Source organism: Pseudomonas sp. GW823-FHT06B06, from assembly GCF_058795195.1.
Genome location: NZ_JBXAHO010000022.1, coordinates 49,843 through 63,915, shown reverse-complemented (window position 1 = coordinate 63,915; position 14,073 = coordinate 49,843). Strand labels below are relative to the sequence as shown.

15 protein-coding genes are annotated in these 14,073 nt (G+C 61.6%); all 15 read left to right on the top strand.

The window, feature by feature from the left end; translation table 11 throughout:
- Window positions 1–8: 8 nt before the first annotated feature.
- Entirely contained in the window at window positions 9–617 is a 609-nt protein-coding gene (ccoO, locus tag AC1Q8Q_RS20100; RefSeq protein ID WP_033042279.1) for a cytochrome-c oxidase, cbb3-type subunit II, read from the top strand.
- A 3-nt stretch (window positions 618–620) separates the two neighbouring features.
- Window positions 621–818, top strand: coding sequence for a cbb3-type cytochrome oxidase subunit 3 (locus AC1Q8Q_RS20095; protein ID WP_454866449.1), 198 nt, complete (start codon window positions 621–623; stop codon window positions 816–818).
- The gene (ccoP, locus tag AC1Q8Q_RS20090) at window positions 815–1,771 is read left to right on the top strand and encodes a cytochrome-c oxidase, cbb3-type subunit III (RefSeq protein ID WP_492615434.1); all 957 of its coding nucleotides are present in this window, start codon (window positions 815–817) and stop codon (window positions 1,769–1,771) included. Before AC1Q8Q_RS20095 ends, ccoP (AC1Q8Q_RS20090) begins: the two co-directional genes overlap by 4 nt.
- Before the next feature lie 487 nt (window positions 1,772–2,258).
- Window positions 2,259–3,701: a cytochrome-c oxidase, cbb3-type subunit I gene (gene ccoN / locus AC1Q8Q_RS20085; RefSeq protein WP_020800668.1), complete on the top strand. Its 1,443-nt coding sequence runs from the start codon at window positions 2,259–2,261 to the stop codon at window positions 3,699–3,701.
- Window positions 3,701–4,309, top strand: coding sequence for a cytochrome-c oxidase, cbb3-type subunit II (ccoO, locus tag AC1Q8Q_RS20080; protein WP_008057891.1), 609 nt, complete (start codon window positions 3,701–3,703; stop codon window positions 4,307–4,309). Before ccoN ends, ccoO (AC1Q8Q_RS20080) begins: the two co-directional genes overlap by 1 nt.
- Before the next feature lie 5 nt (window positions 4,310–4,314).
- Window positions 4,315–4,500, top strand: coding sequence for a CcoQ/FixQ family Cbb3-type cytochrome c oxidase assembly chaperone (locus tag AC1Q8Q_RS20075; RefSeq protein ID WP_003175465.1), 186 nt, complete (start codon window positions 4,315–4,317; stop codon window positions 4,498–4,500).
- A complete protein-coding gene (gene ccoP, locus AC1Q8Q_RS20070) occupies window positions 4,497–5,480 on the top strand; it encodes a cytochrome-c oxidase, cbb3-type subunit III (protein WP_083348513.1) in 984 nt (327 codons plus the stop codon). Before AC1Q8Q_RS20075 ends, ccoP (AC1Q8Q_RS20070) begins: the two co-directional genes overlap by 4 nt.
- 206 nt (window positions 5,481–5,686) lie before the next feature.
- Complete coding sequence (locus AC1Q8Q_RS20065; RefSeq protein WP_083348512.1) at window positions 5,687–5,890, top strand: hypothetical protein; 204 nt, start codon at window positions 5,687–5,689, stop codon at window positions 5,888–5,890.
- A gap of 272 nt (window positions 5,891–6,162) precedes the next feature.
- Window positions 6,163–7,578 (top strand): cytochrome c oxidase accessory protein CcoG, encoded by a 1,416-nt coding sequence (gene ccoG, locus AC1Q8Q_RS20060; protein WP_033041223.1) that lies wholly within the window; start codon window positions 6,163–6,165, stop codon window positions 7,576–7,578.
- Window positions 7,579–7,589: 11 nt separating this feature from the next.
- Window positions 7,590–8,129: a FixH family protein gene (locus AC1Q8Q_RS20055; RefSeq protein ID WP_033041221.1), complete on the top strand. Its 540-nt coding sequence runs from the start codon at window positions 7,590–7,592 to the stop codon at window positions 8,127–8,129.
- 134 nt (window positions 8,130–8,263) lie between these two features.
- Window positions 8,264–10,717 (top strand): heavy metal translocating P-type ATPase, encoded by a 2,454-nt coding sequence (locus AC1Q8Q_RS20050; RefSeq protein WP_083348509.1) that lies wholly within the window; start codon window positions 8,264–8,266, stop codon window positions 10,715–10,717.
- Window positions 10,718–10,739: 22 nt separating this feature from the next.
- Window positions 10,740–10,958 carry a cbb3-type cytochrome oxidase assembly protein CcoS gene (ccoS, locus tag AC1Q8Q_RS20045; RefSeq protein WP_008057874.1) on the top strand — a complete coding sequence of 73 codons (219 nt, stop codon included), beginning with the start codon at window positions 10,740–10,742 and terminating at the stop codon, window positions 10,956–10,958.
- The gene (locus AC1Q8Q_RS20040; protein ID WP_020800662.1) at window positions 10,951–11,634 is read left to right on the top strand and encodes a sulfite exporter TauE/SafE family protein; all 684 of its coding nucleotides are present in this window, start codon (window positions 10,951–10,953) and stop codon (window positions 11,632–11,634) included. The genes ccoS and AC1Q8Q_RS20040 overlap by 8 nt, the downstream gene beginning before the upstream one ends.
- Before the next feature lie 192 nt (window positions 11,635–11,826).
- On the top strand, window positions 11,827–13,209 hold the full coding sequence (gene hemN / locus AC1Q8Q_RS20035) for an oxygen-independent coproporphyrinogen III oxidase (protein WP_042955847.1): 1,383 nt from the start codon (window positions 11,827–11,829) through the stop codon (window positions 13,207–13,209).
- 92 nt (window positions 13,210–13,301) lie between these two features.
- Window positions 13,302–14,036, top strand: a complete 735-nt coding sequence (gene fnr, locus AC1Q8Q_RS20030; RefSeq protein ID WP_020800660.1) for a fumarate/nitrate reduction transcriptional regulator Fnr — start codon at window positions 13,302–13,304, stop codon at window positions 14,034–14,036.
- Window positions 14,037–14,073: the final 37 nt, after the last annotated feature.

Below are 14,073 nucleotides of genomic sequence, written 5' to 3'. Positions count from 1 at the left end.
AGTCCGCCATGAAACACGAAACAATCGAGAAAAACGTCGGCCTGCTGATGCTGCTGATGGTGTTGGCCGTGAGCATTGGCGGCCTGACCCAGATCGTCCCGTTGTTCTTCCAGGACGTGACCAACAAACCGGTGGAAGGCATGAAGCCCTACACCGCACTGCAACTGGAAGGCCGCGACATCTATATCCGCGAAGGCTGCGTGGGTTGCCACTCACAGATGATCCGCCCGTTTCGCGCCGAGACCGAACGCTACGGGCACTACTCGGTGGCCGGTGAAAGCGTTTGGGATCACCCGTTCCTCTGGGGCTCGAAACGCACGGGCCCGGACCTGGCGAGGGTCGGCGCGCGCTACTCCGATGACTGGCACCGCGCGCACTTGTACAACCCGCGCAACGTGGTACCGGAATCGAAGATGCCAGCGTACCCGTGGCTGGTGGCCAACGCGGTCGACAGCGGCCACACCGAAACCAAGCTCCGCGCCATGCGTACCCTCGGCGTGCCCTACACCGACGAGGACATCGCAGGCAGCGTCGAGTCGCTCAAGGGCAAGTCGGAGATGGACGCGCTGGTCGCCTACCTGCAAGTGCTCGGCACTGCGATCAAGAGCAAGAGGTGAGTCATGGTCGTTGAAATGAGTACTGGAATGATCCGCGGCCTGGGCACCGTCGTGGTGCTCGTGGCCTTCGTCGGCCTGACGCTGTGGGTGTTCAACGCCAAGCGCAGCGCGCAATTCGCCGAAGCGCGCCTGCTGCCGTTCGCCGACGAGCCACAAGCCCAGCCCCCCGAAGAATCCGCCACAAGGAGCACCCGGCCATGACCACTTTCTGGAGTACGTGGATCTGCGTACTGACCATCGGCAGCCTGATTGGCCTGACCTGGCTGCTGATCGGCACCCGCAAGGGCGAAACCAAGGGCAGCGTCGACCAGACCATGGGCCACAGCTTCGACGGCATCGAGGAGTACGACAACCCGTTGCCGCAATGGTGGTTCATGCTGTTCGCCGGCACCCTGGTGTTTGCCGTCGGCTACCTGATTCTCTATCCCGGCCTAGGTAACTGGAAAGGCATCCTGCCCGGCTACGCCAACGGCTGGACCGGCGTGCACGAGTGGGAAAAGGAAATGGACAGGGCCGACGCCCGGTTCGGACCGATCTTCGCCAAATTCGCCGCCATGCCGGTGGAAGAAGTGGCCAAGGACCCGCAAGCGCTGAAAATGGGTGGGCGCCTGTTCGCCTCCAACTGCTCGGTGTGCCACGGCTCGGATGCCAAGGGCGCGTTCGGCTTCCCCAACCTGGCGGACAGTGACTGGCGCTGGGGCGGCGACGCCGACACCATCAAGGCCACCATCCTCGGTGGGCGCATGGCGGCGATGCCCGCCTGGGGTGAAATCCTCGGCGAAGCAGGGGTGAAAAACGTTGCTGCCTATGTACGCCACGAACTGGCCGGGCTGCCATTGCCGGCGCACGACAAGGCCGACCTGCAAGCCGGTCAGCAAGCCTTCAGCACCACCTGTACCGCCTGTCACGGGGCAAACGGCCAGGGCACCGCAGCCATGGGCGCGCCGAATCTGACGCACCCGGCCGGGTTCATTTATGGCACCAGCCTGACCCAGCTCGAACAGACCATCCGCCACGGTCGCCAGGGTCACATGCCGGCGCAGAATGAGTTGCTGGGCAACGATAAAGTGCAACTGCTCGCGGCTTATGTGTTCAGCCTTTCGAAAGGGAATGAGCAATTGAGCGGGAAGCTTCAAGCAACAAGCGAAAAGTAAAAACAAGAAGCTGCAAGCGACGAGATCACTCTTGAAGCTTGCAGCTTTACGCTCCAGGCTGCTTCCTTTTGTCACACCCTTCCTGAGTCCTCCTTTCGAATCCCCGCATTCGGGTCTACGCTTGATCGATGCGGACTGGCCCGTGCCGGTTCCAGGTCATCCTTGCGCGATGTGTTCGCCCCCGTCGACTGACTGACAGGCCGCAAACGCTGGTAGATACCGGCTGTCGAGCCAAATACCGTCGGTCGCCGACCAGGCCTTTTCAACACACCTTGTTACAAGCGACCTGAACCCCCTCGCTTTTTCCGTTCACTGCGACATTTTGTCCGAGGCCATTTTTGTCCTTACGCGGCGCATGGAAAGGCCGCAGAATCAGCATTTGAACGCATTGACCCAGGTCATGGCGCGTTGCAATGACCCCCTGCTTTCTCCATACTTGCGGCCGATTTTTAATCCTAATAAAACACCCAAACCGTGGAACCTTAGAATGAGCACAGCAATCAGTCCGACTGCTTATAACTATAAGGTAGTCCGCCAGTTCGCCATCATGACGGTGGTCTGGGGGATCCTTGGCATGGGGCTCGGTGTCTTCATCGCCTCGCAACTGGTCTGGCCGGAGTTGAACTTCGGCCTGCCGTGGACGAGCTTTGGACGCCTGCGCCCGTTGCACACCAACCTGGTGATTTTCGCCTTCGGTGGTTGTGCACTGTTTGCCACTTCCTACTACGTCGTGCAGCGAACCTGCCAAACGCGACTGATTTCCGACAGCCTCGCGGCCTTCACCTTCTGGGGTTGGCAAGCGGTGATCGTCGGCGCCATCGTTACCTTGCCGCTGGGTTACACCACCACCAAGGAATACGCTGAGCTGGAATGGCCTCTGGCTATTCTGCTGGCCATTGTCTGGGTTACCTACGGCCTGGTGTTCTTCGGCACCATCACCAAGCGCAAGACCAAGCACATCTATGTGGGCAACTGGTTCTACGGTGCTTTCATCGTCGTGACCGCGATGCTGCACATCGTCAACCACATGTCGCTGCCGGTCAGCCTGTTCAAGTCCTACTCGGCCTACTCGGGCGCGACCGACGCGATGATCCAGTGGTGGTACGGCCACAATGCCGTAGGCTTCTTCCTGACCACCGGTTTCCTGGGGATGATGTACTACTTCGTGCCGAAACAGGCCGAGCGTCCGATCTACTCCTATCGCCTGTCCATCGTGCACTTCTGGGCGCTGATCACCCTGTACATCTGGGCCGGTCCGCACCACCTGCACTACACCGCACTGCCGGACTGGGCCCAATCGCTGGGCATGGCCATGTCGATCATCCTGCTGGCGCCAAGCTGGGGCGGCATGATCAACGGCATGATGACCCTGTCGGGCGCCTGGCATAAGCTGCGTACCGACCCGATCCTGCGCTTTTTGGTGGTGTCCCTGGCGTTCTACGGCATGTCGACCTTCGAAGGCCCGATGATGGCCATCAAGACCGTCAACTCGCTGTCGCACTACACCGACTGGACCATCGGCCACGTACACGCCGGCGCACTCGGCTGGGTAGCAATGATCTCGATCGGCGCGATCTACCACATGATCCCGAAACTGTTCGGTCGCGCGCAGATGCACAGCATCGGCCTGATCAACACGCACTTCTGGCTCGCGACCATCGGTACCGTGCTGTACATCGCTTCGATGTGGGTCAACGGCATCACCCAGGGCCTGATGTGGCGTGCAATCAACGACGACGGCACCCTCACCTACTCGTTCGTCGAAGCGCTGCAAGCCAGCCACCCTGGCTTCATCGTTCGCGCCCTGGGCGGTGCGTTCTTCGCCACTGGCATGCTGTTCATGGCCTACAACGTATGGCGTACCGTACGTGCCTCGCACCCGGCAGAGGCTAAAGCTGCCGAACAGATCGTTGTAGTTGGAGCTCACTGATGAAGCATGAAGCAGTCGAGAAGAATATTGGCCTGCTGGCCTTCTTCATGGTTATCGCCGTCAGTGTCGGCGGCCTGACCCAGATCGTTCCGCTGTTTTTCCAGGATGTCACCAACAAGCCGGTCGAGGGCATGAAGCCCCGCCCTGCCCTTGAACTGGAAGGCCGGGATGTCTACATCGCCAACGGTTGTGTCAGCTGCCACTCGCAGATGATCCGCCCGTTCCGTGCTGAAACCGAACGTTACGGCCACTACTCGGTCGCCGGCGAGAGCGTGTGGGACCACCCGTTCCTGTGGGGTTCCAAGCGTACCGGTCCGGACCTGGCCCGTGTCGGCGGTCGTTACTCCGATGACTGGCAGCGTGCGCACTTGTACAACCCGCGCAACGTGGTGCCTGAGTCGAAAATGCCGGCCTACCCGTTCCTCGTGGAAAACAAGCTCGACGGCAAGGACACCGCCAAGAAAATGGAAGTCTTGCGCGCGCTCGGCGTCCCTTACACCGACGAAGACATCGCCGGTGCCAAGGATGCCGTGAAGGGCAAAACCGAAATGGACGCGCTGGTGGCCTATCTGCAAGGCCTGGGCACCATCATCAAAAGCAAACGGTGATCTAAATGGATATCGGGATGATTCGTGGCCTGGGCACCGTTGTCGTGATGGTGGCCTTCATCGGTCTGGCGTTGTGGGTGTTCAGTCCCAAGCGCAAGTCGGAGTTCGAAGACGCGACCTTGCTGCCTTTTGCGGATGATCCCGAAGCCATCAAGCACGTCGAGCAAGCTTCTAGGAGTAACAAAGAATGACTACATTCTGGAGTCTGTATGTCACAGTCCTCAGTCTCGGTACGATCTTTTCCCTGACCTGGCTGCTGCTGTCGACCCGTAAGGGCCAGCGCACCGAGTCGACCGAAGAGACGGTTGGCCACTCCTTCGACGGTATCGAGGAGTACGACAACCCCCTGCCGAAATGGTGGTTCATGCTGTTCGTGGGCACCATCATTTTCGCCCTGGGTTACCTGGTGCTGTACCCGGGCCTGGGCAACTGGAAAGGCCTGCTGCCAGGCTACAACTACCTCGATAACGAAAAGCAGACCGCGTTCGCCAACGGCCAGACCGGCTGGACCGGCGTTCACGAGTGGGAAAAGGAAATGGCTCGCTCGGACGCCAAGTTCGGTCCGATCTTCGCCAAGTTCGCGTCCATGCCGATCGAAGAAGTCGCCAAGGACCCTCAAGCGCTGAAAATGGGCGGCCGCCTGTTTGCCTCCAACTGCTCGGTCTGCCACGGCTCCGACGCCAAGGGTGCCTACGGCTTCCCTAACCTCACCGACGCCGACTGGCGCTGGGGCGGCGAAGCGGAAACCATCAAGACCACCATCATGGGCGGTCGCCACGCGGTGATGCCGGCGTGGGCTGATGTGATCGGCGAGCAAGGCGTAGCGGACGTTGCCGCTTTCGTCCTGACCAACCTCGATGGCCGCAAGCTGCCGGAAGGCGCCAAGGCTGACCCGGTTGCCGGGCAGAAACTGTTCGCGGCCAACTGCGTGGCTTGCCACGGTCCGGAAGGTAAAGGTACCCCAGCGATGGGCGCACCTAACCTGACCCACCCGGGCGCGTTCATCTACGGTTCGAGCTTCGCGCAACTGCAGCAGACCATCCGTTACGGACGCCAGGGCCAGATGCCTGCCCAGGAACAGCTGCAAGGTAACGACAAGGTTCACCTGCTGGCCGCTTACGTCTACAGCCTGTCGCATGGCGAGAAGGCTCCAGTGGCAGACGCCCAGTAAGGCATACGCCTGATGCAGTAACGAACGGCCCCGCCAATGAGAATTGGCGGGGCCGTTTTGTCATGGGCGCTGGTTTCATAATCTGAAACCTATATTCGATGGGATTGCGGGCCGGTCAGGGGTAACGTCGACTGACCTGGCAACCAGCATGAAGCGGGTTGGCCAGGACAAGGAAGTTAATCGTCATTACACAAGGAATGCATACCATGTCTGATCAAGAACACATCGTTGACGACTGTAGGGGTCCGGTAATGCCTGAGCCTGCAAAGGAAGTAATCGTTCCGGCAGTCGAGCGCCTCATCACCGAGTGCGAAATACCCGAAGAACCTGAACCTGAGGAAACTGCGCCGCGTCGTGCCAACTTTTCCGGCAGCGGGCTCGACGGCCTGGGCGGAGGAAACATCCTTTAAGCGGTGATTCATGAGCGCAGCGGACATCCGCTGCGCTCTAAAACCACGCCCCCGACAGTTCGGTCGTGCTCTACCGTTGAGCTATAGTCAATTGACCTGCATCATGTTTTGTTACATTCGCTACACCATTCGGGTTTTTTCCCCAACGCGACCAAAGGTCGCACCCTTGAGCTAGAGCGACAGGCGTATCATTGCGCTACTGCAACACCTCTTTTTGACCGCGGTCGGCACGTACTGACCGAGGCATTTTTCCACTGCCGTGGGATGCAATGATGAGCAACCAGATTCCGGTACACGACGTCACCCCGCCCACCAAGAACGCAAACAACAGCGTCGACCTTTACGCCTCCAGGGAAAAAATCTACACCCGCGCCTTCACCGGCCTCTTTCGCAACTTGCGCATGGCGGGTGGCGCTTTCCTGTTCCTGCTGTATTTCGGCACGGTGTGGCTCAACTGGGGCGGGCACCAGGCGGTCTGGTGGAATCTGCCGGAGCGCAAGTTCTTCATCTTCGGTGCCACCTTCTGGCCTCAGGATTTCATCCTGCTGTCCGGCATGCTGATCATTGCCGCCTTCGGCCTGTTCTTCATCACCGTGTACGCCGGTCGGGTCTGGTGCGGCTACACCTGCCCGCAGAGCGTCTGGACCTGGATCTTCATGTGGTGCGAGAAGATCACCGAAGGCGATCGTAACCAGCGCATCAAACTCGACAAGGCGCCGATGAGCGCCAACAAGTTCCTGCGCAAATTCAGCAAGCACAGCCTGTGGCTGTTGATCGGTTTCGTCACCGGCATGACCTTCGTCGGCTACTTCACGCCGATTCGCGAGCTGGTGATCGAGTTCTTCACCGGTGAAGCCGATGGCTGGTCGTATTTCTGGGTCGGTTTCTTCACGCTCGCCACCTATGGCAACGCCGGCTGGCTGCGTGAGCAAGTGTGCATCTACATGTGCCCGTACGCACGCTTCCAGAGCGTGATGTTCGACAAGGACACGCTGATCGTTTCCTACGACCCGCGCCGTGGCGAAAGCCGTGGCCCGCGCAAGAAAGGCATCGACTACAAGGCCCAGGGCCTGGGTGACTGCATCGATTGCACCATGTGCGTCCAGGTCTGTCCGACCGGTATCGACATCCGCGACGGCCTGCAGATCGAGTGCATCGGCTGCGCGGCGTGCATCGATGCCTGCGACGCCATCATGGACAAGATGGAATACCCGCGCGGCCTGATCAGCTACACCACCGAGCACAACCTGTCCGGGCAGAAAACCCATAAACTGCGCCCGCGCCTGATTGGCTATGCCGTGGTACTGCTGGCAATGATCGGGGTGCTGGTGACCGCGTTCTTCATGCGCTCGCTGGTCGGTTTCGACGTCAGCAAGGACCGCGTGCTGTACCGTGAGAACGCCGAAGGCCGGATCGAGAACGTCTACAGCCTGAAGGTGATGAACAAGGACCAGCGCGACCATACCTATCTGCTCGAGGCCGCCGGCCTGCCGGACCTCAAGCTGCAGGGCCGGCGCGAGATCAAGGTTGCGGCCGGCGATATCGTCAGCCAGCCGGTCGAACTGTCCGTGGCCCCGGAACAATTGCCATCGAGCACCAACGAGGTGAAATTCATCCTCAGGGACGCCGATGACGCCAGCATTCACGTTGAAGCCAAGAGCCGATTCATCGGCCCACAAAATCGTTGAGAGAAGTGATCATGCCCGCAGCAACTGCCGCAAGTCCCTGGTACAAGCACCTTTGGCCGTGGATCATCATCGGGATCCTGGCCTGCTCGGTGACCCTGACCTTGTCCATGGTGACCATCGCGGTGAAGAACCCGGACAACCTGGTCAACGACAACTACTACGAGGCCGGCAAGGGCATCAACCGCTCCCTGGACCGTGAACTGTTGGCGCAGACCCTGCTGATGCGCGCCAGCATTCATCTGGATGACGTGACCGGTGAAGTCGACCTGCGCCTGAGCGGCAATAGCCAGCCTGCCACGCTTGAGCTGAACCTGATCTCGCCGACGCAACCGGAGAAGGATCGCAAGATCACCCTCACCCGCAGCGACACCGAACAGGGCCGCTATATCGGCCAACTGAGCGACAAGATCGAAGGCCGCCGCTTTATCGAACTGCTCGGCACCCAGGATGACCACATCTGGCGCATGTTCGAGGAAGAGCTGGTCAACCATGACAAGGAATTGCTGCTCGGTGATGAACCGTTGCAAGGCGCGGAAGACCTGAAAAAATAAGCCTTACCTGATCGCCCCCGCGCTCTGCGTGGGGACGCAGCCAGGAACGCTCCGCGTTCCAGCCGAAGCGGACGCGGAGCGTCCGGGGAGGCATTCCCACGCGGAGCGTGGGAACGATCATCGGACAACACCTCATGACCACCACCCCGACCCCCTGCTACCACTGCGCCCTGCCCGTCCCCAGCGGCAGCCGCTTCACCGCCGTCGTACTCGGGGAGCCGCGGGAATTCTGCTGCCCGGGATGCCAAGCCGTGGCCGAGGCCATTGTCGCAGGTGGCTTGCAAAGCTATTACCAGCATCGTAGCGAAGCCTCGGCCAACCCCGAGGCGCTGCCGGTGCAACTGGTCGATGAATTGGCGCTGTACGACCGCGCCGACGTACAGCAACCCTTCGTTCGCCACGAAGGCGATTTGGCCGAAACCACGCTCCTGATGGAAGGCATCAGTTGCGCCGCCTGCGGCTGGCTGATCGAGAAACACCTGCGCACCTTGCCGGCCGTTGCCGAAGCGCGCCTGAACCTGTCCAACCATCGCTTGCACGTGCGCTGGGCCGACGGGCAATTGCCCCTGAGCCGGGTGCTCGCCGAATTGCGCCACATCGGTTACGCCGCCCACCCTTATCAAGCCGATCGCGCCAGCGAACAACTGGCCAGCGAAAATCGCCTGGCCCTGCGCCAGCTTGGCGTGGCCGGGCTGTTGTGGTTCCAGGCGATGATGGCAACCATGGCGACATGGCCGGAATTCAACATCGACCTCAGCCCCGAGCTGCACGCCATCCTGCGCTGGGTCGCGCTGTTCCTCACCACACCGATCGTGTTCTACAGCTGTGCGCCGTTCTTCAAGGGCGCCATGCGCGACCTGCGCACACGGCACCTGACCATGGACGTATCGGTGTCGCTGGCCATTGGCAGTGCCTACATCGCCGGGATCTGGACCTCGATCACCGGGGTCGGCGAGCTGTATTTCGACGCCGTGGGCATGTTCGCCCTGTTTCTGCTGGCCGGGCGCTACCTGGAGCGGCGAGCCCGGGAGCGCACCGCCGCCGCAACCGCGCAACTGGTCAATTTGCTCCCCGCCTCCTGCCTGCGCCTGAGCGCCGACGGCCAGAGCGAGCGCATCCTGCTCAGTGAACTGCGGGTGGGCGATCACGTGCTGGTGCATCCGGGGGCGATTTTGCCGGCCGACGGCAAGATCCTCGAAGGCCAGTCGAGCATCGACGAATCGCTGCTGACCGGCGAATACCTGCCGCAGCCACGCACCCCGGGCGATGCCGTCACCGCTGGCACCCTGAATGTGGAAGGCCCGTTGACTGTCGAAGTCCTGGCCCTCGGTCATGACACCCGTCTCTCGGCCATCGTGCGCCTGCTCGACCGCGCCCAGGCCGAAAAACCACGGCTGGCGGAAATCGCCGACCGTGCCGCGCAATGGTTCCTGTTGCTGACACTGATCGCCTGCGCCTGTATCGGACTGTTGTGGTGGGAGCTGGACCCGTCTCGCGCCTTCTGGATCGTGCTGGCGATGCTGGTCGCGACCTGCCCGTGCGCCCTGTCCCTGGCCACGCCGACCGCGTTGACCGCCGCCACCGGCACCTTGCACAAGCTGGGTTTGTTGCTGACCCGCGGTCACGTGCTCGAGGGCCTGAACCAGATCGACACGGTGATCTTCGACAAGACCGGCACCCTCACCGAAGGGCGCCTGGCGCTGCGTTCGATCCGCCCCCTCGGCGCGCTTGCCAGCGATCAATGCCTGAGTCTCGCCGCCGCACTGGAGAACCGCTCAGAACACCCGATTGCCCGCGCTTTTGGTCGCGCGCCGGTGGCCGCCGAAGAGGTTCACAGCACGCCGGGGCTGGGCCTCGAAGGACTGGTGGGCGAGCAACGCCTGCGCATCGGTCAACCCGGTTTTGTCTGTGCACTCAGCGGCGCCACGGTGCCCTCCATACCGGAGGAAGCCGGGCAATGGCTGCTGTTAGGCGATAGCCAGGGCCCGCTGGCGTGGCTGGTTCTCGACGACCGTTTGCGCGCCGATGCCCCTGATCTACTGGCGGCCTGCAAGGCCCGTGGCTGGCGCACCCTGTTGCTGTCGGGCGACAGCTCGCCGATGGTCGCCAGTGTCGCGGCTGAATTGGGCATCGATGAAGCCCGTGGCGGCTTGCGTCCGGACGACAAGCTGCAAGTCCTGCAACAACTGCACAAGGAAGGTCGCAAGGTGTTGATGCTCGGAGACGGGGTCAACGATGTGCCGGTACTGGCCGCCGCCGACATCAGCGTGGCCATGGGCTCGGCCACTGACCTGGCGAAAACCAGCGCCGACGCGGTACTCCTGTCCAACCGCCTCGATGCCCTGGTGCAAGCGTTCAACCTGGCGCGCCGCACCCGCCGGGTGATCATCGAGAATTTGCTGTGGGCCGCGCTGTACAATGGACTCATGTTGCCGTTCGCCGCCCTTGGCTGGATCACACCGGTGTGGGCAGCCGTCGGCATGTCGCTCAGTTCGTTGACCGTGGTGCTCAACGCCCTGCGCCTGACTCGCCTGCCGAGCGCGCCGGCTGCACGCACCACGCCAGAAACCCGCCCGCTGCCGGCCTGAGCCGCGCGGGCATGGAGTCCAGATGCCAGCTCTCTACGTGATGATTCCGGCCGCGCTGTTGATCGTGGCCATCGCTGTCTACATCTTCTTCTGGGCCGTCGACAGCGGTCAGTACGACGACCTCGACGGCCCGGCCCACAGCATCCTGTTCGACGATCAGGACCCGAACCACACCGCGGCGGTCGACGAGGCCAGCGGCCATCCGCCCAAACCCGACGACAAGGCGCCGCCCCATGCTTGATTTGGCGCCGCTGCTGGTGTCGGCGGTCATCCTCGGTCTGCTCGGTGGCGGTCATTGCCTGGGCATGTGCGGCGGCTTGATGGGCGCATTGACGCTGGCCATTCCCAAGGAACAACGCAGTCGCCGCTTTCGCCTGCTGCTGGCCTACAACCTGGGGCGCATCCTCAGCTATGCCACCGCCGGCCTGTTGATCGGCCTGGCCGGCTGGGCGGTGGCCAACAGCCCGGCGGCGATGTTCATGCGCGTGCTCGCGGGCCTGCTGCTGATCGCCATGGGCCTGTACCTGGCCGGCTGGTGGAGCGGGCTGACCCGCATCGAAAGCCTCGGTCGCGGCCTGTGGCGGCATATCCAGCCGGTCGCCAACCGACTGCTGCCGGTGTCGAGCCTGCCCCGGGCGTTGTTGTTGGGCGGACTTTGGGGCTGGCTGCCTTGCGGGCTGGTCTACAGCACCCTGCTGTGGTCGGCCAGTCAGGGCAATGCGCTGGACAGCGCATTGTTGATGCTGGCGTTCGGACTGGGCACCTGGCCGGTGCTGCTCGCTACGGGGCTGGCAGCCGAACGGGTGACGGCGTTGTTGCGCAAACGCAGCGTGCGCATGGCGGGCGGATTGCTGGTGATGTTGTTCGGCATCTGGACCTTGCCGGGGCCGCATCAGCATTGGCTCATGGGGCATTAGATCGCGGCGCGCCCTTCGCGAGCAGGCTCGCTCCCACATTGAAAGCATTCCTACCTGTGGGAGCGAGCCTGCTCGCGAAGAGGCCCGAACCGACAACACAACTCTGCACCCTTGACGCAAATCAAGATCCCCAAACGCCCCACCCCCTAGACTCGCCAACACTGCCAGCCTATCCGGGGAATTGCCCGCATGATGCTCGACGCCATTCGTTGGGACACCGATCTGATCCGCCGTTATGACCTGGCGGGACCGCGCTATACCTCCTACCCGACCGCGGTGCAATTCCACAGCCAGATCAGCCCGTTCGACCTACTGCATGCCCTGCGCGACAGCCGCAAGGCCGTGCGCCCGTTGTCGCTGTATGTGCACGTGCCATTTTGCGCGAACATTTGCTATTACTGCGCCTGCAACAAGGTGATCACCAAGGATCGCGGCCGGGCGCTGCCTTACCTGCAGCGCCTGGAACAGGAAATCCAGCTGATCGCCTGCCACCTCGACCCCGCACAGAAAGTCGAGCAACTGCATTTTGGCGGCGGCACGCCGACCTTTCTCAGCCACGACGAACTGCGCCAGCTGATGGCGCACCTGCGCAAACATTTCAATCTGCTCGATGACGATAGCGGTGACTACGGCATCGAAATCGACCCTCGCGAAGCCGACTGGTCGACCATGGGCCTGCTGCGCGAACTGGGTTTCAATCGGGTCAGCATCGGCCTGCAAGACCTTGACCCGGCCGTACAGCGCGCGGTCAATCGCCTGCAGAGCCTGGAGGAAACCCGTGCGGTCATCGACGCCGCCCGGACACTGCAGTTTCGTTCGATCAACATCGACCTGATCTACGGACTGCCCAAGCAGACCCCGGAAAACTTCGCCCGCACCGTCGACGAAGTCATCAACCTGCAACCCGACCGGCTCTCGGTGTTCAACTATGCGCACCTGCCGGAACGCTTCATGCCACAACGGCGGATCAACAGTAACGAGTTACCGACGCCAGCACAAAAGCTGGAGATGCTGCAGCGCACCATCGAACAGCTGACCAACGCTGGCTACCGCTACATCGGCATGGACCACTTCGCGCTGCCCGATGACGAGCTGGCGATCGCCCAGGAGGAATCGACCCTGCAGCGCAACTTCCAGGGCTACACCACCCACGGCCATTGCGACTTGATCGGCCTTGGCGTGTCGGCAATCAGCCAGATCGGCGACCTGTACTGCCAGAACAACAGCGACCTCAACCAGTATCAGAACGCCTTGGCGTCGGCGCAGCTGGCCACCAGCCGCGGCCTGCTGTGCAATGCCGATGACCGCGTGCGGCGGGCGGTGATCCAGCAGTTGATCTGCAATTTGAGCCTTGAGTTCGTCCAGATCGAACGAGCCTTCAACATAGATTTTCAAGGCTATTTCGGCGAACTTTGGCCGCAACTGCAGGGCATGGCCAAAGATGGCCTGATTGAGCTGGACAGCGAACGCATCACTGTACTGCCGGCAGGTCGCTTGCTGGTTCGCTCGGTGTGCATGGTATTTGACGCTTACCTGGAACAACACAATCGCCAACGGTTCTCCCGAGTGATCTAGACCCTGCGACAAATCCGCCGTGCGCTGGCTTCAATGTCCTGCAGTGGGTTACCCTTACGTCTTATGTGTGTTTTCCCACAAGGATTGAAGAAATGTCCGAGCCAGTAAAACTGCGCGCTCACACTCAAGCCCACTGCAAGGATTGCAGCCTGGCCCCACTGTGTTTGCCACTTTCTCTGAATCTGGAAGATATGGATGCGCTGGACGAAATCGTCAAACGAGGCCGCCCGCTGAAAAAGGGTGAGTTTCTGTTTCGCCAGGGCGACCAGTTCGACTCGGTTTACGCCGTACGCTCCGGCGCCCTGAAAACCTTCAACCTGAGCGATGCCGGCGAAGAACAGCTCACTGGCTTCCATTTGCCGAGCGAACTGGTCGGGCTGTCGGGCATGGACACCGAAAAACACCCGGTGTCGGCGCAAGCGCTGGAAACCACCTCGGTGTGTGAAATCCCTTTCGAACGTCTCGACGAACTGGCCCTGCAACTGCCGCAATTGCGCCGTCAGCTGATGCGCGTGATGAGCCGCGAGATCCGTGATGACCAGCAAATGATGTTGCTGCTGTCGAAAAAAACCGCCGACGAGCGCATCGCCACCTTCCTCGTCAATCTGTCGGCACGCTTCCGTGCCCGCGGCTTCTCGGCCAATCAGTTCCGCTTGAGCATGTCGCGCAACGAAATCGGCAATTACCTGGGCCTGGCGGTGGAAACCGTGTCGCGGGTGTTCACGCGCTTCCAGCAGAACGAACTGATCGCGGCCGAGGGCAAGGAAATCCGCATCCTCGACCCGATCCAGCTCTGCGCCCTGGCCGGTGGCTCCCTCGAAGGCTGATTCGGTGGATCGCGGCTGAGCGAAACGGTTCAGCCGC

What these genes read in the sequence shown, in the direction of transcription:
- ccoP (WP_492615434.1), top strand. Translation starts at nt 815, where the DNA reads ATGACCACTTTCTGGAGTACGTGGATCTGCGTACTGACCATCGGCAGC.
- ccoP (WP_083348513.1), top strand. Translation starts at nt 4,497, where the DNA reads ATGACTACATTCTGGAGTCTGTATGTCACAGTCCTCAGTCTCGGTACG.
- AC1Q8Q_RS20055 (WP_033041221.1), top strand. Translation starts at nt 7,590, where the DNA reads ATGCCCGCAGCAACTGCCGCAAGTCCCTGGTACAAGCACCTTTGGCCG.
- AC1Q8Q_RS20050 (WP_083348509.1), top strand. Translation starts at nt 8,264, where the DNA reads ATGACCACCACCCCGACCCCCTGCTACCACTGCGCCCTGCCCGTCCCC.
- ccoG (WP_033041223.1), top strand. Translation starts at nt 6,163, where the DNA reads ATGAGCAACCAGATTCCGGTACACGACGTCACCCCGCCCACCAAGAAC.
- hemN (WP_042955847.1), top strand. Translation starts at nt 11,827, where the DNA reads ATGCTCGACGCCATTCGTTGGGACACCGATCTGATCCGCCGTTATGAC.
- fnr (WP_020800660.1), top strand. Translation starts at nt 13,302, where the DNA reads ATGTCCGAGCCAGTAAAACTGCGCGCTCACACTCAAGCCCACTGCAAG.
- ccoS (WP_008057874.1), top strand. Translation starts at nt 10,740, where the DNA reads ATGCCAGCTCTCTACGTGATGATTCCGGCCGCGCTGTTGATCGTGGCC.
- AC1Q8Q_RS20065 (WP_083348512.1), top strand. Translation starts at nt 5,687, where the DNA reads ATGTCTGATCAAGAACACATCGTTGACGACTGTAGGGGTCCGGTAATG.
- AC1Q8Q_RS20075 (WP_003175465.1), top strand. Translation starts at nt 4,315, where the DNA reads ATGGATATCGGGATGATTCGTGGCCTGGGCACCGTTGTCGTGATGGTG.
- ccoO (WP_033042279.1), top strand. Translation starts at nt 9, where the DNA reads ATGAAACACGAAACAATCGAGAAAAACGTCGGCCTGCTGATGCTGCTG.
- ccoO (WP_008057891.1), top strand. Translation starts at nt 3,701, where the DNA reads ATGAAGCATGAAGCAGTCGAGAAGAATATTGGCCTGCTGGCCTTCTTC.
- ccoN (WP_020800668.1), top strand. Translation starts at nt 2,259, where the DNA reads ATGAGCACAGCAATCAGTCCGACTGCTTATAACTATAAGGTAGTCCGC.
- AC1Q8Q_RS20095 (WP_454866449.1), top strand. Translation starts at nt 621, where the DNA reads ATGGTCGTTGAAATGAGTACTGGAATGATCCGCGGCCTGGGCACCGTC.
- AC1Q8Q_RS20040 (WP_020800662.1), top strand. Translation starts at nt 10,951, where the DNA reads ATGCTTGATTTGGCGCCGCTGCTGGTGTCGGCGGTCATCCTCGGTCTG.